Origin of the sequence: Microbacterium sediminis, assembly GCF_004564075.1 — a bacterium.
Lineage (GTDB): Bacteria > Actinomycetota > Actinomycetes > Actinomycetales > Microbacteriaceae > Microbacterium > Microbacterium sediminis.
The window spans coordinates 1,442,343-1,461,267 of the sequence record NZ_CP038256.1 but is presented as its reverse complement, the minus strand read 5'-3'; the positions used below and the strand labels follow the sequence as shown (position 1 = coordinate 1,461,267).

Here is an 18,925-nt window from a genome sequence, read left to right as displayed (position 1 = left end):
TACCCGCGTGGCCGCGCAGGGGCAACCGCACGGCCGCGATCTGGGCAGTCTTCCCCGGGCAGCGATGGTCAGGCGACGGTGTCGCCCGGGGCGATCACGGCGCGGGCGGTGCGCAGCAGGATGAGCAGATCGCCGAGCAGGCTCCAGTTCTCGACGTACGACAGGTCGAGCCGGACGGTGTCCTCCCACGACAGCGACGAGCGCCCCGACACCTGCCACAGCCCCGTGATCCCGGGCTTGACGAGGAAGCGGCGGTGCACGTGGGTGGCGTACTGCTCCACCTCGCGCGGCAGCGGCGGTCTCGGGCCGACGAGGCTCATCTGCCCGCGCAGCACGTTGATCAGCTGGGGCAGCTCGTCCAGGCTGTAGCGCCGCATCCACGCGCCCACGCGCGTGACGCGGGGGTCGTCGCGCATCTTGAACATCACGGCGTTGCCGTGATCCTGCTGCCCCCGCACCGCGTGCAGCCGCTCCTCGGCGTCGACCACCATCGAGCGGAACTTGAGCATTCGGAACGGGCTACCGGCCCGGCCGATGCGCTCCTGCCGGAACAGCGCCGGGCCGGGGGAGGTGGTGCGCACGAGGACGGCGAGCACGGCCAGCAGCGGGCTGAGCGCCAGGAGCATCGTGGCGCTGAGGAGGATGTCGGTCACGCGCTTGAGGGCGCGCTGCCCGGCCGAGAGGTTCGGGGTCTCCACGTGGATGAGCGGCAGGCCCGCGACGGGTCGCGTGTGAATACGGGGCCCCGCGATGTCCACCAGGCTCGGCGCGAGGACCAGGTGGCGCCGCCCGCGCTCGAGCGACCAGGAGATCTCCTTCACCCGGCCGGCGGGCAGCTCGTCGCTGCTCGTGATGATCACCGTGTCGGCTGAGACCCGCTCGAGCGCCGGCCCGATCTCGTCGAGGCCGCCGACGACGGGCGTGGTGGTGCCCGGGATCTCGGCGCCGTCCGCGCGGCCCGGCACGCACGCGGCGACGACGCGGTAGCCGGCGTGCGGGGTGCGCGACAGCTCCAGGGCGACATGGCGCACCGACTCCTCCGAGCCGACGAGCAGCACCCGCTGGCTGAACGCGCCGCGCTCGCGCTTCGCGCTGAGCCACTGGCGCCAGAGCCAGCGCGTGACGATGAGCACCGTGACACCGGCGGGCAGCGCGATGAGCAGATAGCCGCGCGCGATCGACCACTGGAACAGGTACGCGGCGATCGCGATGCAGGCGAACAGCATGAAGCTCGCCTCGATGACGCGCTTGTACTCCTCGAAGCCCACGCCCGTCACGCGGAAGCTGCGGCTGCCGTTGAGCGAGAGCACCGTTGCCCAGAGCACGCAGATCACGGCCGAGGCGGTCGTGTAGGCGATCGGCACGTCGATGCCGACGATCACGGTCGGCGCCTCCATGCCGAACCAGGCGATCTGCGTGCCGAAGACGACCCAGACGATCGCCAGCAGATCGGTGATCAGCAGGCCCAGGCTGTACGTCCGCTGCCACCGGGCGCTGCCGCTCTCGCCCCCGACGGCGTCGGCGGCGGCCGCGCGCGCGGCCGCGACGAGCTCCCCGGCCGCGAGGCCGCCGGCCGCGACGGGCGGGGTCGTCATCGCGCCTCCCGGGCATGTCGGTAGCCGCGCATGGCGAGGGCGCGGCGCAGGAACCGCGCGATGGCGTCCTGGGCGCTCCAGGCGCGGGCCAGGCCCGCGGTGCGGTAGGCCTGGATCGCCGCCCGCAGCGCGGCGCCGTTCGCGTCGTCGTGGGCGATGCGCCGCTGGGCGGCGCCCAGGAGGCGGCTGTACGACGGCGGGATCGCGACGATGGGCGTGAGCTGCGGGGGCCGCGAGCCCCAGCGCTGCTCGAGGGCGTGCACGGCGTGGCCGCGGGCCTCGCACTCGCGCAGGTACGCCGCCAGCCCGCGCCGGTGGTGGTGCCGCGCGCGGGCGCTCTCGAGGAACTCCGCGGACGCGCCCAGCTCCCGCAGGCGCAGTCCGAGGTCGAGATCCTCGTTGTACTCCAGGCGCACCGATGGCTTGAGCGCCTCGGCCCGGCGGTACAGCTCGGACGGGAGGCTGAGGTTGCCGCCCCAGAGCGAGGTGAGGATCGCCGCCGAGCCGCGGCTGCGCCACGCGCGGGCCTGCGCCTCGTAGTCGCGCGCGTAGAGGTACGTCGGCGCGGCGTCGCGTCCGCGGCGCGCCGGCAGCGCGACGGGCATGTAGCCCTGCACGACCCGGTCCGCGAGGCCCGCGTGGGCGGAGCGGTGGCGCGCGACGAGGCCCGCGTCGGGCACCACGTCGTCGTCCACGGCGAGCACGACGTCGGCCGAGACGTGCTCGAGGCCGGCGATGCGCGCGCGGGCGAGGCCGCGGTTCGCGGGCAGCTCCACCACCCGCCCGCGCTCCGGGACCGGCACGACGTCGCGCCAGCCGGGGTGCGGCCCGTCGAGCACCACGATCACCTCGTCGGCTCCCTGCCGCAGGTACGCCTCGACCAGCCGCGGCAGCGCGGGCAGCCGCCGGTACGACGGCAGCACGATGGCGAGCGTGGGCGCGGTCATCGCGGGGAGGGCCTTCCCGTGTCGGGTTCGCCGGTCATCAGCTCGAAGATCCGACCGGCCGTCGCCTCGACGTCGGCGGCGATCGGCATGGTCGCCCCCACGAACAGGCGGCCGCGGTAGAGGATGCCGGCGGCGGAGAGGGCGTCGTGACCGAGGCTGGCGGGGAAGGGGATCATGTGCAGGATCTCGGCGCCGCAGAAGTACCGGGGGCGCGAGACCCAGGGGATCACCGTGCTGTAGCCGATCGGCGTGCCGGGGACGGGCGGATAGGGGCGGGAGTCGTCGCGCGAGGCCACCTGCTCCTGCACCGATGCGACCGTCCGGTCGAACGGCGCGTCGGCGTCGCCGAACACCTCCATGTCGCGCACGTTGTTGCGGGCGGTGTCGTCGGGACCCGCTCGGTGGAAGGAGACGGGGAAGCGCAGGCGCACGACGCGGTCGGCCCCCGGCCACGCGGCGATGAGCGCCGCCGCCTGCAGGGATCCGAGCGTTCCGCCGAACTCCCGCGCCCGTCGGCTCGCCGGCGCCGCGTCGACGTCGCGGTAGGCGGAGTGGCGCGGGGGCAGCGCCGCGGCGCGGGCGGCGTCGCCGCCGCGGTCGTAGCGCAGCGGCAGCGTGAGGCGCGCGGCGACGCGGCGCAGCCGGCGGCGCGCGGGCTTGGCGCGCCAGTCCCGCCACGCCGACGACGGCGTGCCGGTGCGCCGCCACCACGCCCGCAGCGCGCGCACGGGCAGCTCCCACGCGCGGGCGGGGCGGACGCCTGCGAACGGATCGACCGGGTCGGGCAGGGGCGCATCGGCCGACGCGGTGCTCGTGGCCGAGAACAGGCGCATGCCCGACATGCCGTCCATGCTGGCGTGGTGCATCGTCATGCCCACCGCCACGTCGCCCGAGGTGAGCTCGGTGATCCGCACCCGCCACAGCGGGTGGCGCAGCGACAGCGGCTCGTCGTTCGAGCCGGCCAGCGTGCGCAGGTCGGCGGTGGCGAGGTCGGCGGGCTCGTCGGCGAAGCGCAGGTGGCGGGCGAGCGCGAAGCGGTCGTCGGGCACCCACGCGGGCGGCGTCAGGCCCAGGAGGGATCGCTGCAGCCGCACCCGGAACGCGGGGTGGCTGGCCATCATCGCGTCCACGAAGCGCGTGATGCGCGCGCGGTCGAGCGTGCCGTCCGCGGCGCGCAGGGGGCCGCCCTCGGCGATGAACAGGCCGGGGGTGTGCATGGTCTCGAACGCGATGCGCCGCGAGACGTACCCCTCCTCCCAGACCTGCATGAACTCGGCGTGCGCCGTCGGCGGGGGCGGATCGCGCCGCGCGTCGGTCAGGGTCATGGCGACTCCTCGGGTCTCGATCGCGACAGGCCCGCCACGTCGAGGGCCGCCAGCGCGGTGCGCGCGCCGTCGGCCACGGCGAGGTGCGCGGTCGCGACGGCCCCGGCGGGTGCCGGGGCCGGCTCGACGTGCACGGTGCGGGGATCGTGCGCGAGCCCGCGCCCGGTGGCCTTCACCAGTGCCTCCTTCGCGGTCCACAGCGCCGCGGCGTGGAAGCGGCGCTCCCCGGGCGGCTGGGCCATGAGCGCCTTGCGTTCGGCCGGAGTGCACATACGGCTCAGCAGGGTCGGCGCGGCGAAGGCGCGGTAGGGCGCCACCTCGATGTCGGCACCCAGCCCGCGCCCGCGCATGACCGCCACGAGCACCGCCCGGCCGCTGTGCGAGATGCTCGCGTCCGCGTCGGGGTCGCCCGCGAGGCGAGGCTTCGTCCAGGGCCGGGCCGGCCCGATCCCCGCCCACTCGAACAGGCCGTGTGCCGTGGCGAGCTCGGCCAGCCAGACCCGCGCGATGACGGACGGGTCGGCACCGGGATCGGCCCAGCCGAGCCGCCAGTGCACCTCGCGGTCGGCCAGGCGCGTCATGCCGGTCACGGCGTCGGAGAGGGCGGGTGTCGTGGTCATCGCGCGAGGCGCTCGTCCACACCGTCGGCCAGCTCGCGCAGCGTGGCGTACTCCGCGAGGGAGGTCACGTCCATCGGCAGGCCGAACGTGTCCTCGATGTCGCCGCACAGCGTCAGCGAGTACACCGAGTCCAGGCCCAGCTCGGTCAGCGGCGTGTCCGGCGTGAGCGCCGCGGGGTCGGTCTGCCCGTAGAACGCGATCCGCTCCACGAGCCAGGCGGCGGTCGGCGTGGGATCGGTCGCGGTGCTCGGCGCGAGGTCGATGTCGGTCATGGGTTCTCCTCAGGTGGGGTCGGGTCAGACGGAAAGCGGGACGGGGCGGAACCCCGAGAGGTGCAGGGTGTCGAGCTCGCCGCGCTCGAGGATCGTGCGGGTGGGCGTGCGGCGGACCTTGCCGGTGGGGGTGCGGGGGAGCACCCCGGGAGCGACGAGCGCGACGCCCAGCGAGGGCAGCGAGATCCGGGCCGTGAGTCCGGCGCGGATCCGAGCGGCCAGGCCGTCGACGTCCTCGCCGGAGGCGGCGAGCTCGTCCGGGTCGATCTCGAGCGCGATGCCCACCGCTGACGGGTGGTCCTGCAGCTCGAACGCGGCGCCGATGCCGACGGCGGGCGAGAGGGCGCGGGCGGCCATCTCGATGTCGGCGGGGTACAGGTTCCGACCGCGGATGATGATCATCTCCTTGAGCCGGCCGGTGACGTACAGCTGGCCGTCCAGCCACGCGGCGAGATCGCCCGTGCGCATGTACGAGCCCTCGCGGCCGGGGAGGGAGTGGCCGAAGGTCTCGGCGGTCGCGTCGGGGCGACGGAAGTACCCCGGCGCGACCATCGGTCCCGACACCCAGATCTCCCCGACGACCCCATCGTCGACGGGCAGCAGGGTGTCGGGATCGACGATCACGACGCTCGTGTCGGAGCGGGCGCGTCCGCACGAGACCCATTCCACGGTGCCCTCGCCGGTGGCCGGCTGCAGGCGCCCGGCCTCGAGGGCCGACGCGTCGAAGCGCCGGATCACGAGCTCCTCGTCGGGGAACTTGCTCGTGATCAGCTGCGCCTCCGTCATGCCCATGACGGGCGTGATCTGATCGCGCGTGATGCCGGTCGGCGCGAAGCGCTCGAGGAAGGCGCTGACCGTCTCCGGGCGCACCGGCTCGCTGCCCGAGAAGAGCGACTCGACGCACGAGAGGTCGAGCTCCGCGATCTGCTCATCGGTGGCCAGCTGCGTGCACAGCGCGAACGCGAAGTTGCCGCCGGCGCTGATCGTGCCGCGGTGGCGGCTGATGAGCTGGAGCCAGAACACCGGGCGGCGCTGGAACTGCTCCGTCGCCGTGATCACCGCCTGCGACCCGTTCACCGCGGGGATGACGACGTTCAGCAGCAGCCCCATGATGTGGTGCATCGGCGACCAGCCGACCATGACCGCCTCGGGGCCGTTCCGGAAGATCTCGGAGTCGGCGGTGGCCGCCACCGTGCCGTGGGTGGCGATCACGCCCTTCGGGTCGCCGGTCGATCCCGAGGTGTACAGCAGATAGGCGATCGCGTCGCGATCGATCGGCGGCGGGGTCCACGCGTCGGGGTCGCCCTCCGCGAGGAGGTCCTCGAGCAGGATCGACGCGATGCCGCGGTCGGCGAGCTCGTCGCCGAGGCGGGCGACGACGCCGGGGTCGGTCAGGAAGGCGACCGACTCCGCGGCCTGCGCGATGGAGGCGACGCGCTCGCCCAGCGCCGCGCCGGTGCCGTATCCCGCGACGGGCGCGGGGACGAACGCGAGCCCGGCGTACAGCGTGCCGAACGCCGCGTCGGCCCAGTCGAGCCCGGCCGTCAGGCCGATCGTCACGATCTGGCCCGGCCGGAACCCGCGCCGGATGAGCGCATCGGCGATGGTGCGGGCGCGCCGGTCGAGCTCGGCGTAGCCGCGGTAGGAGACGTCGTCGGGCGTCGTGTAGTAGGTGAGACCGTGAGCGTCGCCGAGGCTCCGCGCGGTGTCGCGCAGGGCGTCGACGAGGGTGTCGGTGTCGGTGGTGAGCATGTTCACTCCTGGGGTCGAGTCGCCAGGGCGACGCGGGGGCCGGGTGGCCGATCGTGTGACCCGTCGGCGGACGCCGCGGGTGGGCCGCCGAAGAGCGCGGCGTGGGCGTGCGGGTATCCCGCGCGCCAATCGCGTCGCCGCCGCCAGACCGTGCCCCAGGTGGCGCTGCGCGCGCGCAGCAGCGCGCCGGCCTGCAGGAGCACGAGCCCGAGGGCGCGTCGGGCGGGCGACCACGCCGTGTGCAGGACGGTGGCCTTGCCCGCCATCACCATGCACATCTTGCGGCCGCTGGATGAGGTGGAGCCGCCCACCGCGTGGACGATGGTCGCGTCGGGCACGACGACGGGCCGCCAGCCGGCGGAGCGCGCCCGGCGCGAGAAGTCGGCGTCCTCGCCGTAGAGGAAGAACCGCTCGTCCATCCCCCCGAGTGCCTCCCACGTCGCGCGCGCGGTGAGCAGCAGGCATCCGGTGACCACCGGCACCTCGCGGACGGTGTCGCGCTGCCACCGCCCGAGCGACTCGGGGTCGAACACGCGTGAGCGCTTGCACAGCGTCGAGAGCCCGGTGGCGAAGCACAGCAGCGACCACAGCGTCATCTCGCCCCAGCAGGAACTCGGGTCGACGCCGCCGTCGGGTCGGAGGGTGCGGCCGCCGTAGACGCCGGCCTCGGGGTGGGCCTCGGCGAAGGCGACCAGGGCGTCGATCGCGCCCGGCAGCACCTCGGTGTCGGGGTTGAGCAGCACCACGAGCGGCGCCGTGCTGTGCCGCACGCCGAGGTTCACGCCGGCGGCGAAGCCGAGGTTGCCGCCGGCGTCGATCACGGAGATGTCGTCGAACGCCTCGCGCAGCGCCCGCGGACTGCCGTCGTGCGAGCCGTTGTCGACGACGACGATCTCGTGGGGCGTGCGGGTGGCCGCCTTCGCGGTGCGCACCGCCTCGACGGTCGCGGCGGCGGTGTTGAAGCTGACGAGGATGATCGCGACGCGGGGGCTCATGAGCGCACCCCGTGCGTGGTGACGCGGGCGCGGACCGCGGGGCGGAACGCGTCGTCGCGCCCCTCGCGCCGGCCGATGACCCTGGCCGGCACGCCGCCGACGATCGTGCCGGCGGCGACGTCGCGGGTGACGACCGCGCCGGCGGCGACGACCGCGCCGTCGCCGATCGTGACGCCGGCGAGCACCACGGTGTTGGCGCCGAGCCACACGTCGCGACCGAGCACGATGTCCTGCTCGATCTTGGGCTGGTCCATGATGAACGCGCCCGGCGCCGTGCCGTAGTTCGAGGCGGTGAGCGTGACGTGCGGCCCGAGCAGACACTTCTCGCCGAGGACGATGCGGCCCGTCGTGTTGCCCGCCCAGATGACGCTGTGCTCGCCGATGTGCGTGCCGGCTCCCAGCACGATGCGCTCGGCGTTGCGGAACGAGACGTTGGGCGCGAAGCTCACGTTCTCCCCGCGGGTCAGCCGCCCCACCTGCCGCACGTGCGCGTACGAGGCGAAGTGGAGCAGCCGCAGGGCCTGCACGTACGTGCGGGGGTCGAGCAGCGAGCGGAGGGTCCCGAGAACGCGGGTCATGCCGCACCTCGCTCGGGCGCGGGGGAGTGCTCCGCGATCGCGATGGGGGCGCCCAGGCGCACGGGCGCGGGCGGGGCGACGTCGTGGAAGAGCAGGTCGCTCACGGGGATGTCGCGCGCGCGGCGGTAGCCCTCGCGCAGGCCCGCGACGTACGCGCGCCGCCCCGCCCGCGCCCGGGCGTCACCGCGGTGCCGGACGAGGCCCAGCGCGGCCCGGCGCAGCACGCGCCACGCGATCCGGCGCCCGGGCGATCCGGTGGCGGCGACCCACTTGCGCGTCATCGCGCCGAGGCCGCGGCCGTAGGCGGCCTGGAGGGCGGCGTAGTCCTCGTCGTCGCGCGTGAACATGTGCCGCACCTCGGCGCGCGGCACGTGCACCACCGTCGAGCCGGCGCGGAGCACGCGGCAGAAGGCGTCGAGATCCTCCGCACCGCCGAACGCGCGGCCGGCGCCGAGGAGCGGATCGAAGCCGCCGATCGCGCGGAGCACGGCGGTGCGATACGCCATGAGTGCGCCGTGACCGGCGTCGATCCCGTCGGCGGGGGCGCGGAACACCCGCACCGCCGCGCCGCCGGCCGCGACGGGCGGCGCGGCGTGGTCGCTCAGGCGCCCCGTGGTGGCCCCGACCCGGGGCGAGGTGAACGGCAGCAGGAGCGCCCCGAGCGCCCCCGGCTGCAGCTCGCAGTCGTCGTCGGTGTAGACCACGATGTCGCGCGAGGTCGCGGCGAGGCCGAGGTTGCGGGCGATCGAGAGGCCCGGCACGTCGGAGCGCACGTAGCGCACGGACCCCCGCTGTGCGATGCGCGCCGTCGCGTCGGTGGCGGATCCCGAGTCGATGACGATGAGTTCGGCCTCCGCCGGCAGCACCTCCGCGAGCACCTCGAGGGCCCTCGCGAGGAACCGGGGCCGGTCGCGCGTGCACAGCACCACGGCGACCTGCGCGGCGCCCGGCATCGCCGGGGGCACGTCGCCGCTGCGCGGGCTCGCGATCACGACCGTCTCCTCTCCTCGCCCGTTCCGGCCCGCGGGGGTCAGTCGGGCTTCGCGGAAGGGGGAGGTGGGCTACAGCGTGCTCGCGGGGTCGAGCATTGTGCAAGGCAATGCCCGGGCATGAGGACGGGCGGCTGCGCAGAACACGCAACGATCCCCGTAGTCCGTTACTTTTCCGCAACTGCCCGGCCCGTGACCGGCGACATAGCGTGAAGTCTCCAGTGCAGAACACGCGGATCTCACCGCGGCTCGGACAAGGGGAACACGTGGATCAGCCCGTCTATCTGACTCGCCTGCTGCGGCAGAAGGTCCTGCTCATCGTGGGGCTCGTGGCGTCCCTCGCCGTCGGCGTCTTCGCCGGCTTCACCCTCGAGAACGGCGAGCTGATCCCGCGGGCCTCGCGGGTGTACACCGCCACCGCCAACGTGCTGCTGAGCTCGCAGAGCCCGACGTTCTACCAGGTCGAGATCCCCGGGGTCACGCAGGCGCTGCCGCAGGCCGCGGAGGGGGAGCAGCAGGCGCCGGCGCAGGAGCTCATCGTGCAGGAGCCGGTGCCGATCGACGTGGCATCCAACGCGATCATCCTCGCCTACCTGGCATCCTCCGACGCGATCGAGACCGACGTGGTCGCGGCCGTCGGCGAACTGGGCGACGACGAGGACGTGTCCGCCGTGAGCCGCACCACGCAGCCCACCGGCGATGAGCGCTTCCCGGGCCGGTTCGAGCTCCCGGTGGTGCAGATCGGCGCGACCGCCCAGTCGCCCGGGCGGGCGGAGGCCATCGCCGGCGCCGCGGTGGACGCCTTCCTCGCCATGATCGCCGCGCAGCAGACCGAGCTCGGCCTCCCGGAGGACATCCGCATCGAGCCCGAGCTGCTGACCGAGCCCGTGGCGGATGAGGGGGTGGGCAGCAATCCGATGATCCCCGTCGTGATCGTCGCGTTCGGCGCCTTCCTCGTCGTCCTCGCCCTGGCGCTCGTCGTCGAGATCGTCCGCGAGCGTCTGGCGCTGCGGCGCCTCGCCCGCCTCCGCACGCGGGGACCGGCCGCGGCGACCGACCTCGACGAGGTCGACGCCGAGGCGAGCCGACAGCGCGCGACGACGAAGAGCGACGAGCTCATCGGCGCCCGATCGTCCTCCGGCGACTGAGCCTCATGTCGATCGCCGCGCCCCGCCCGCGCCCGATCGGCGGGCTGCGCGAGCGCTCCCGTCGCACCTACACCGCGCTGCGGGAGGGCTCGTCACACCACGGCCTCACGGCGCTGCTGTTCCTGCTCGTCGCCGTCGTGCTGTTCGTGCCGATCCGCCGGTACGCGCTGCCGATCGACATCGGGCCCGCCCTCGAGCCGTACCGCGTGCTGCTCGTCCTGCTTCTGCTGCTCCTGGCGTACCAGCTCGGGGCGGGACGGCTCACGTGGCGCCCGGTCGTGTGGGGCTGGGCGATCGCGATCTTCCTGTGGGCCATGCTCGCCTCGCTCATGGCCAACGCCGTCGCCGTGACCGAGAACGAGAGCATCGGCGGCGCCCTGTCGAATCTCGTCCAGCTCGCGTTCCTGCTCTCCGTCGTGCTGATCGTGCGTCAGATGCTGGGATCGCCGCGGCAGGTCACGGCCCTGCTGACGTTCATCGTCATCGGCGGTGCGGTGATCGGCTTCTTCGCGTTCGTGGAGCGGATCACCGGCTTCAACGCCTTCCTGCAGCTGCAGAGCTTCCTGCCCCTCGAGCTGCTGCGCGACGACGCCGAGTCGCTGCGCGCGGGCGGCAACCGCTCGTACGCCTCGTCGCAGCACCCGATCGCGCTGTCGGTGCTGTTCTGCATGATCGTGCCGATCGCGCTGTACCTCATGCGCTTCGGGCGATGGCCGCGCGAGCCGGTCACGCGCCGGATCGTGCTCATCGGCGCGATCGGCGTGATGATGCTCGGGCTCCTCAGCGCGGTGTCGCGCACCGGCGTCGTCGTGCTCGCGGCGATGTTCGTGTTCCTCCTGCTGCTGCGCCCGCGCCTGGCCGGGATCCTGCTGGCGGCGGGGCTCCCGCTCGTCGTGCTCATGGCGCTCGTGCTGCCGACGCTGTTCGAGTCGACCGTGCTGTCGCTGTTCGACATCGAGGGGCTGGTGGCCTCGCAGATGACGAGCATCGGCACGCGCGGCCAGGGCCGCCTCGCCGACATCGGGCCGGCCCTGGCCGAGCTGTCCGCGACGCCGTGGTTCGGCTCGGGCCTGGCCACGCGGGTGGTGGTGGGCGAGGAGGCCAACGCGCAGATCCTCGACAACCAGTGGCTGGGCACGGCGCTGGAGACGGGGGTGGTGGGCGTGATCGGCATGGCGGTGCTGCTGCTGTACCCGGTCGTGCGCCTCGTGCGGTTCTGCTTCGACACGCGCGTGCCGATCGAGCGGGCGTTCCTGGCGTTCGCGATCACCGCCTCGGTGCTCGGCTACGCCGTCGCGGCGTACTTCTACGACGCCTTCGCGTTCATGCAGACCCTGCTGCTGCTCGCGATCCTGCTGGGGGTCGGGGCGTGGGCCATGACCGACGGGCGGGAGCGATGGGGCCCGCCCGCGGGCGCGCGCCCCGCGACGGCGGGGGCGCGGCGATGACCGGCCCCGTCGTCGTCGTGCCCGCGCACGACGAGGAGGCGGTGATCGGGCGGGCGCTCGACGCCCTGCGCGACGGCTCGCTCGCGCAGATCGTCGTGGTCGCCAACGGCTGCCGGGACCGCACGGCGCAGATCGCGCGCGAGGCCGGGCGCGCGGTGACCGTGATCGAGCTCCCGGTCGGATCCAAGATCGCCGCGCTCAACGCGGGCCTGCGCGCGGCGCGGGGGGCTCCGGTCGCCGTCGTCGACGCCGACGTGATGGTGTCCGGGCGCACCCTGCGCGCCCTCGCGCAGCGCATGGCGGCGGCGGGCGCCGGCGTCGCGGCACCGCGGCTGGAGGTGATCCCGTCGCGATCGTGGTGGGTGCGGCAGTACGACCGCATCTGGGCGCTGACGGACTACCGCTCGGCCGATCACGTCGGGTCGGGCGTGTACATGCTGAGCGAGCGGGGCCTGCGGCGGCTCGGCTCGTTCCCCGATCTCATCGCCGACGACCTCTACGTCCGCCAGCTGTTCGCGCCCCGCGAGCGGCTCTCGGCGCGCGATCTCGTGTTCCGCGTGCGCGCTCCGGCCACGCTGGCCGCGGTGGTGCGGCGCAACACCCGGATCGCGGCCGGCAATCGCGAGCTGGCGCTGCGCTTCCCGGGACTTGCGGCCCCCGGCGGCGGGGCGGGGGCGCGCGCGCTGCTGCGGCGGGTGTGGCGCCGGCCGGCGCTCTGGCCCGGGTTCCTCGTCTACGCCGGCGTGTACGTGATCGCGCATCGCCGGGCGGCCGCACTGCTGCGCGGGCGCCGGCCGATTGCCTGGAGCCGCGACGAGTCGACGCGGGTGGTGACGGGATGAGCGCGCCGAGCCACCTGGCCCACCGGGCCAGCCGCGGCGTGATCGTCACGATGGGCGGTCTGTGGGGCCGGGCGCTGCTGCAGATGGTGTCGACGGTCGTGCTCGCCCGCCTGCTCACCCCGGCCGACTTCGGCCTGCTTGCGATGGTCGGCGCGGTCATGGGGGTCGCCGAGCTGGTCCGCGACTTCGGCATGACGGGCGCGATCATCCAGGCGCAGCAGCTGAGCGAGCGCGTGTGGCGCAGCCTGCTGTGGGTCTCGGCGCTCATCGGCCTCGTGCTCTCGGCCGTCGTCGCCGCGTGCGCCCCGCTCGTGGCGGCACTCTACGGCGAGCCGCGGCTCGTGGAGATCACCCTGCTCATGGCGCCCGGGGTGCTGCTGAGCGGGCTCGTCATGCCGCTGCAGGCGCGGGCCACCAAGCAGCTGCGCTTCGGGATGCTCGCGGTCCTCGACATCGGCACGATGGCGGCCGGTGTGGTCGTCGGCATCGTCACCGCGCTGATCGGGTGGGGCTTCTGGTCGCTCGTCGCGATGGCGGGGGCGAACTTCCTCGTCCGCCTCGTCGTGCTGTGGTCGCTCGTGCGCCCCGTGTGGGGCCCGCCCCGGATCGTCCGCGACGCGTGGCGGCTCGTGGGCACGGGCGGCAGCATCTTCGGCGCCGAGCTGCTGGGCTACGCCGAGAAGAACCTCGACAACGTCATCATCGGCGCGCAGCTCGGTCCCGCCGCGCTCGGCCAGTACTCGCGGGCGTACTCGCTGTTCCTGCTGCCGCTGCAGCAGATGAACGGCCCGCTCGGCCGGGTCGCGCTGCCCGTGCTCAGCACGCTGCGCGACGACGGCGACCGGTATCGCCGCTACATCCGCAGCGCCGCGCTCGTGATCGGCTACCTCACCCTTCCCACCTACGCGGTCGCCGCCGGCGTCGCCGGCCCGCTCGTGGCCCTGCTGCTCGGACCGGGGTGGGAGACGGCGGCGCTGCTGTTCAGCCTGCTCGCGATCACCGGGTTCGCGCAGGCGATCGGGCGGCTGCGCACCTGGCTCTACATCTCGCTCGGGCACTCGCACCGCCAGTTGGTGTACGACCTCGTGGCGCGGCCGATCGTCATCGCCGGATACGTGTTCGGGATCTGGTGGGGCGGGCTCCCGGGCCTCGTCATCACGTACGGCGCGCTGAGCTTCCTCATGCTCGTGCCCGGCTTCGCGTTCGCCATGCGCGGCACCTTCGTGCGGCCGGGCGACATCGCCGCGCCGATCGGCCGACCGTTCGCGATGACGCTCGTCGCGTTCGCGGCGTCGTACGCGGCGTCGCACCTGCTGCCGGACGCGATCGCGATCGTGCAGGTCCTGGCCGGATGCGGCGCGGCGCTCGTCGCCTGCGCGCCGCTGTTCCTGCTGCCGGCGTACCGGCGCGACCTCGGGCAGATCCTCGGGTTCGTGCGGCGGATCCGGGCCCCGCGCGCGGCGGAGCCGGAGGGCGAGGATCACCAGGCCCAGAGCGCGCGCAGCGTCTCCTCCTCGTAGTCGGGCACCGCCTGCAGGGCCATGATGTCGTCGCGGCTCCAGCCGGCGATGGCCTGGTCGACCTCCCAGCGCCCGCTCACGCTCGGCTGCTGCGACTCGACCGGGGCGTAGCTCAGCCGGGTGCGCTCGACGTGCGTGAAGCGCATCGAGCCGATCGGCCCGCACACCACCGAGTCGTACAGCCGCACGTCCTGGCACCCACCGGCGAACGCGTTGGGCCGGCCGTCGTAGTCGCCGGGCTGCAGCGGGAACAGCTGCCAGGGCAGCCCGTCGCCGAGCACGAGGCAGTGCTGGAACTCGGCGCGGGTGACGCGCGTGTGCAGCACGAACACCGCGTTCGACGATCCGTAGTCGACGCAGTCCACGCTCAGGAGCGGCCCGAACGGGCCGGTCCCCGTTCCCTCCAGCTGCAGCGTGTCGCAGTGCGCCCCGCTGCCGCCGGGCTTGACGGTCGGGCCGAAGGCGCAGCCGTAGCGGACGATGTCGGTCATCTCGAACGTCTCGGTGGGCCGGATCGCGGCCGTGTCGGCGTCGCTGCGGCGGAAGCCCACGACGAGCTCGTAGAAGCCGATGCCGCGCCCGCCGCGGGTGACGTTCGCCGTGTCGAACCGGCTCCAGCCGATCTGCATCGAGACGCACCGGGTGAGGGTGAAGCCGCCGCCGCTGACGAAACCGAACAGCGACAGCCGCGTGCACTGATCGAAGCGGGCGCCGATGTCGGCGATCCGCACGCTGCCGAAGCCGTCGCGCGGCACGATGAGCACGTTGCGCGGCCACTCCTGGTTGCCCACACCCGCCAGCACCGCGCGCGAGGACGAGCCCGACCCGGCGCCCGGGAGCGTGCCCGGGGCGACGCGGATGATGACGCCCGCCTCGACCTGCTGCGGGGTGAGGGCCTGGATGCGCCGGGCGATCTGCACCCAGTCGCACTCCACCTCGATGTCGCTGGCGGCGACCGCGCCGGGCCACGGCAGCTCCGGCGGGAAGTGCGTGCCGTTGGGACCGTACGAGCCGCTCGAGGCCGGTCCGGTCGTGAGGGCGCGCACGTCGGCCCGGCCGTCGAGCATCTGCCGCGGCAGGAGCTCGGGCGCGCAGCCGGCGAGCGCACCGGAGAGGACGGTCATCACGGGCACGGCGAGGACCTGCCGGCGGCTCAGCCGCGCGGTGCCTGGGGATCCGGGGATTCGTGCCATGTCTCCTCCTCCGTGGATTCCATGCTCGCTCATCGCAGCACCGCGTGGAAGGCCGCCACCGTGAGAGCGACGGCCTCGTCGCGATTCGGGGCGAAGTGGTGGTCCGCGCCGGGCAGCACGACGAGGTCGGCGGGCGGGCCGGCGTCCTCCCAGGCCCGCGCGGTCTCCTCCGACCAGGCGGCCGGAACGACGTCGTCGGCGGCGCCGTGGATCATCAGCAGGGGCTCCGTCACGCGGTCGAAGTGGGCGCGCGGCGACACGGCCTCCCAGTAGCCCGGCGGGAGGCCCTGGTCCAGATCGTCGGCGAGGTCGGGTCGCTCCTGCGCCATGGCCTCGATCGCCGCGCGGAAGTCCGAGGGCGCGCTCGCGAGCGCGACGACGAGATCGGCGGCGCCGGGCGCGATCACCGCGGCATCCAGCGCGAGCAGCCCGCCCAGCGAGTGGCCGAGCAGACCGATCCGATCGGCGTCGACGCCGTCCACGGCGCCCGTGCGCAGCGCGCGCAGGGCGTTGACGACGTCGAGCGCCATGCCCCAGTCCAGCGTCGTGCCCCAGCCGAATCCCGGATCGATGGTGGGCGCGGCGGTCGCGGCGGGATCCGAGCCGGCATAGCCGCGCATGTCGATCGCCAGCACGGCGAAGCCGGCCGCCAGCAGCGCCCGCTGCTCGGGGAGGAGATCGCCGCCGCTGACGTACGACGTCGGGTCGACGCTGCCGTGCACCACGACCACCGCCGGCGACGTCTCGGCGCCCGCCGGCGTGCGCAGCACGGCCGTCACCCGCGCGCCGGCGCTCTCGTACGCCACCTGCCGCGCGGTCTCCCCGGCGACGGCGGCGGCGGCGGCGACGTCCTCGAGCACCGGCCGCTCGGCGGGGAGCGCCAGCAGATCCTCGAGCGTGCGGGGCGTCGCGGCATCCGCCGTGGGCGTGGCGGTCGGCGACGGCGGCGGTGGCTCCGCGGCGCCGGTGCACGCGGTCAGGAGCAGGGCGGCGGCGAGCGCCATGACGGCGACGACGCGCGACCGACGGGGCTCGGGTCCCGCCATCAGGCTCCCGCGACGGGGGAGGGGATGAGGTCGAGGCGCGGCGGCGCGACGGCGCGCACGCTCTTGGACGCCGCCTCGACGATGTCCCGGGAGCTCAGCTCCTCCACCGACCGGGCCGTCGCGAGCCCGCGCCGATCGAGCTCGCGCGCCACCTGCACCTGGTGATCGTCGACGTGCTCGCCGTGCTGGGCGCTGCGCGGAATCATGATCGGGTGCTTGCCGAGATCGAGCGCGGTGAGCGCGCCGCCGACCCCGGCGTGCGTGATCACCACGTCGGCGTCGCGGATGGCGGCCTTGAGGTCGGCGTGGGCGATGCTGGGCACCCCGGTGATGCCGAGGTGCGAGACATCGGCATCACCGGTCTGGAAGAGCACGCGGTCGAAGTCGGCCAGCAGCGGCACGACCTTCGCGAACAGCCGGTCGAAGGGGAACCCCTCCTGCGTCCCGACGCTCACCACGGCGCTGCGGGGCATGATCGGGGTGACCGCGCCGGGCGTGTAGCCGTCGAACACCGAGCCGCGGTACTGCCAGCGCTCATCGGCCCACGCCGGGTACTGGCAGTAGGTGCGGATCCGCGGGAAGCGCGACACGATCCGTCCCGTCACCGACGGCCCGTCGGCCCGGGCCGCGCTCTCGATGTACGACGCGGGGATGCCCTTGCGCACGGCGAGGGGCAGGAATGCGGCGGCGGGGCTGGAGCCCGTGCTGATCACGTGCCCGAACCGCTGCCGCGCGAGCACCCGCCGCGCCAGGAGCACGAGGCGGGCGAAGTTGCGCAGGTCGCGCGGCGCGGTGAACGGCGCCCAGATCACGCGCCGCCCCTCCAGCAGCGACTCGCTGAGCCCGTTGCGGAACGTCACCCACACCTGTCGCTCGCGGGCGATGCCCAGGCGCTCCGCGAATCCGGCGAGCTGGCGGAGGTGGCCTCCCCCCGAGCAGACCAGCAGGACGTCCTCGTGCACGTTCATCGGTTCCTCATCGGTCTCGGCGACCGATCGGATCAGTCGCGCGCGGCGTGGTGCATGGGTCGATCATGACCCCCGCGGCGGCCCACCGGAAGCGCCGGCCGATGGGGACCGAGACGGCTTCCCGGGCAGCGCGGACGCGGTCATGGGCAGGGCGCCGTTCAGCTGCCCAGGGAGGGCGCGTGCGGGCTTGCGGAGCGCGGCGGGAGCAGTCGCAGGATCTGCCGGTGGCGGCTCGGCCAGGCGTTGTCGGCGATGTACGCGCGCCGCTCGGCCTCGGTCTGCGCCCCCAGGCCGAGGGCCTCGTCCACGCGGTCGGCGAAGTCGGCGACCGTCGGCGTGAGCAGCACGCGGTCGCCGAGGCCGTGGAGCGGGCGCAGGTCGGTGGCCAGCACCGTGCGTCCGGCGGCGAGGTACTCGAAGACCTTCAGCGGGCTCATCGCCTCGGTCAGCGCGGTGCGGCGATGGGCGAGGAGCGTGAGCTCGGCGTTGCGCAGCACGGCGACGATCTCGGTGCGCCCGATGAGGCCGCGCGTGTGCACGTTGCGCAGCGGCCGCAGCGGGGCGAGGAAGCGCGCGTCGGGCGCCGGGCCGATGAGCACGATCTGGAGCTCCGGCCGGCGCGTGGCCAGCTCGCGGATCCCGTCGACATCGAGGCGCGAGTCCAGCGTGCCCACGTAAACGGCGCGGGGCGCGGGGATGCGCGCATACCAGTCCGGGGGTGTGGGCTGCTGCTGCAGCCACTCCGCCGGCTCGATCCCGTTGGGCACGACGGCGTGCGGGCCGGTCGGGCCGATGCGCTCGATGATCTCGCCGGAGACGGCGGCGACGGCGTGACCGCGCTCGGCGATCCGGCGGTAGGCCTCGCGATACGCGGGCCAGTAGCGCCGGCGGGCGGGCGAGCTGAGCCAGTCGTCGCGCCCGTAGTAGAGCACGCCGCTCGTCCAGTCCGCGTCGGCGAACCCGGCCACGAGGGGGTTGGTCGTGATGAGGTACGGCGCGTCGAGGCCGGCCCGCTCCGACGACCGGATCAGCGCCCGCTCGTATCGCCGGTAGGTGCGCTCGATGTCCTCGATCGCCTCGGGATCTGCACGGGCGAGACGGCGGGGGCGTACGAGCGCGAGGCGCTCCGTCGGGCGCGGCGTGTGAGGACGGTCGATGATCGCGCGCGCCCAGGCCGAGCCCCACGACCGGTACGGATCGGCCACGAGCAGGCGCCGCACGCCGGGGTGGACCATCAGCGTCGACACGAGCCGGTCCGGGGGACGCATCATCCCGCGCCGGTGCGCATCGGCGAACGACTCGTACGAGAACGTGAACACGACGTCCGCGAGCGCCTCCGGCGCGGCCGCGGCCGTGTGCTCCGGGAGCCCGCCGGCGAGGGTCACGACAGCTCCCGCACGACGCGCGCCGGGGCGCCCACGGCGACCGAGCGCGGCGGGATGTCGGCGCGGACCACGCTGTTCGCGCCGATCACGCTGCCCCGGCCGATCGTGACGCCGGGGAGGACCACGACGTTCTGGCCCAGCCACGCGCCGCGCTCGATCCGCACGGGCGCCACGCGGTCGACGGGCTGATCGCGGATGGGCCGGTCGGGGTCGGCGAAGCCGTGGGAGTGATCCGAGATGTAGCAGCCGCGCGCGATGCCCACCGCCTCCCCGATCTCCACGAGCCCGACCGCGGAGATCGC

At 74.3% G+C, this 18,925-nt stretch carries 17 protein-coding genes and 1 pseudogene; 4 read left to right on the top strand and 14 right to left on the bottom strand.

Annotated elements, in window-relative coordinates; translation table 11 throughout:
• Positions 1-68: 68 nt before the first annotated feature.
• The 9 genes from E3O41_RS06925 to E3O41_RS06885 are packed head-to-tail and all read right to left on the bottom strand — an operon-like array spanning position 69 to position 9,076.
• Complete coding sequence (locus E3O41_RS06925) at positions 69-1,595, bottom strand: sugar transferase (protein ID WP_083990798.1); 1,527 nt, start codon at positions 1,593-1,595, stop codon at positions 69-71.
• Positions 1,592-2,542 carry a glycosyltransferase family 2 protein gene (locus E3O41_RS06920; RefSeq protein ID WP_067023387.1) on the bottom strand — a complete coding sequence of 317 codons (951 nt, stop codon included), beginning with the start codon at positions 2,540-2,542 and terminating at the stop codon, positions 1,592-1,594. Before E3O41_RS06920 ends, E3O41_RS06925 begins: the two co-directional genes overlap by 4 nt.
• Positions 2,539-3,867 (bottom strand): wax ester/triacylglycerol synthase domain-containing protein, encoded by a 1,329-nt coding sequence (locus E3O41_RS06915; protein ID WP_067023384.1) that lies wholly within the window; start codon positions 3,865-3,867, stop codon positions 2,539-2,541. Before E3O41_RS06915 ends, E3O41_RS06920 begins: the two co-directional genes overlap by 4 nt.
• Entirely contained in the window at positions 3,864-4,487 is a 624-nt protein-coding gene (locus tag E3O41_RS06910) for a 4'-phosphopantetheinyl transferase family protein (RefSeq protein WP_067023381.1), read from the bottom strand. The genes E3O41_RS06915 and E3O41_RS06910 overlap by 4 nt, the downstream gene beginning before the upstream one ends.
• Positions 4,484-4,759: an acyl carrier protein gene (locus tag E3O41_RS06905; protein WP_067023378.1), complete on the bottom strand. Its 276-nt coding sequence runs from the start codon at positions 4,757-4,759 to the stop codon at positions 4,484-4,486. Before E3O41_RS06905 ends, E3O41_RS06910 begins: the two co-directional genes overlap by 4 nt.
• Before the next feature lie 24 nt (positions 4,760-4,783).
• Positions 4,784-6,511, bottom strand: a complete 1,728-nt coding sequence (locus E3O41_RS06900; RefSeq protein ID WP_067023375.1) for a fatty acyl-AMP ligase — start codon at positions 6,509-6,511, stop codon at positions 4,784-4,786.
• Positions 6,512-6,513: 2 nt separating this feature from the next.
• The gene (locus E3O41_RS06895) at positions 6,514-7,506 is read right to left on the bottom strand and encodes a glycosyltransferase family 2 protein (RefSeq protein WP_067023372.1); all 993 of its coding nucleotides are present in this window, start codon (positions 7,504-7,506) and stop codon (positions 6,514-6,516) included.
• The gene (locus tag E3O41_RS06890; RefSeq protein WP_083990797.1) at positions 7,503-8,084 is read right to left on the bottom strand and encodes an acyltransferase; all 582 of its coding nucleotides are present in this window, start codon (positions 8,082-8,084) and stop codon (positions 7,503-7,505) included. Before E3O41_RS06890 ends, E3O41_RS06895 begins: the two co-directional genes overlap by 4 nt.
• The gene (locus E3O41_RS06885; protein WP_067023369.1) at positions 8,081-9,076 is read right to left on the bottom strand and encodes a glycosyltransferase family 2 protein; all 996 of its coding nucleotides are present in this window, start codon (positions 9,074-9,076) and stop codon (positions 8,081-8,083) included. Before E3O41_RS06885 ends, E3O41_RS06890 begins: the two co-directional genes overlap by 4 nt.
• A gap of 263 nt (positions 9,077-9,339) precedes the next feature.
• On the opposite strand from E3O41_RS06885, the gene E3O41_RS06880 reads away from it, so the two are divergent.
• The 4 genes from E3O41_RS06880 to E3O41_RS06870 are packed head-to-tail and all read left to right on the top strand — an operon-like array spanning position 9,340 to position 14,031.
• The gene (locus E3O41_RS06880) at positions 9,340-10,221 is read left to right on the top strand and encodes a GumC domain-containing protein (RefSeq protein ID WP_067023366.1); all 882 of its coding nucleotides are present in this window, start codon (positions 9,340-9,342) and stop codon (positions 10,219-10,221) included.
• A gap of 5 nt (positions 10,222-10,226) precedes the next feature.
• Positions 10,227-11,669 (top strand): O-antigen ligase family protein, encoded by a 1,443-nt coding sequence (locus tag E3O41_RS14135; protein WP_067023363.1) that lies wholly within the window; start codon positions 10,227-10,229, stop codon positions 11,667-11,669.
• Positions 11,666-12,511, top strand: coding sequence for a glycosyltransferase (locus tag E3O41_RS14130; RefSeq protein WP_158231511.1), 846 nt, complete (start codon positions 11,666-11,668; stop codon positions 12,509-12,511). Before E3O41_RS14135 ends, E3O41_RS14130 begins: the two co-directional genes overlap by 4 nt.
• Entirely contained in the window at positions 12,508-14,031 is a 1,524-nt protein-coding gene (locus tag E3O41_RS06870) for a lipopolysaccharide biosynthesis protein (RefSeq protein WP_067023357.1), read from the top strand. The genes E3O41_RS14130 and E3O41_RS06870 overlap by 4 nt, the downstream gene beginning before the upstream one ends.
• Here the strand turns inward: E3O41_RS06870 and E3O41_RS06865 are convergent.
• From E3O41_RS06865 to E3O41_RS14530, 5 genes and pseudogenes are all read right to left on the bottom strand, one after another.
• The gene (locus E3O41_RS06865; RefSeq protein WP_067023353.1) at positions 13,992-15,224 is read right to left on the bottom strand and encodes a hypothetical protein; all 1,233 of its coding nucleotides are present in this window, start codon (positions 15,222-15,224) and stop codon (positions 13,992-13,994) included. The two genes, E3O41_RS06870 and E3O41_RS06865, sit on opposite strands and share 40 nt — an antisense overlap.
• A 29-nt stretch (positions 15,225-15,253) precedes the next feature.
• The gene (locus E3O41_RS06860) at positions 15,254-16,270 is read right to left on the bottom strand and encodes an alpha/beta hydrolase family protein (RefSeq protein WP_067023350.1); all 1,017 of its coding nucleotides are present in this window, start codon (positions 16,268-16,270) and stop codon (positions 15,254-15,256) included.
• Entirely contained in the window at positions 16,270-17,238 is a 969-nt protein-coding gene (locus E3O41_RS06855) for a glycosyltransferase (RefSeq protein ID WP_135012188.1), read from the bottom strand. The genes E3O41_RS06860 and E3O41_RS06855 overlap by 1 nt, the downstream gene beginning before the upstream one ends.
• Positions 17,239-17,396: 158 nt before the next feature.
• Positions 17,397-18,623, bottom strand: a complete 1,227-nt coding sequence (locus E3O41_RS06850) for a glycosyltransferase (protein ID WP_067023344.1) — start codon at positions 18,621-18,623, stop codon at positions 17,397-17,399.
• A pseudogene (locus E3O41_RS14530) lies at positions 18,620-18,766 on the bottom strand (sugar O-acetyltransferase); the annotation flags it as partial. The gene E3O41_RS06850 and the pseudogene E3O41_RS14530, both read right to left, overlap by 4 nt.
• Positions 18,767-18,925: the final 159 nt, after the last annotated feature.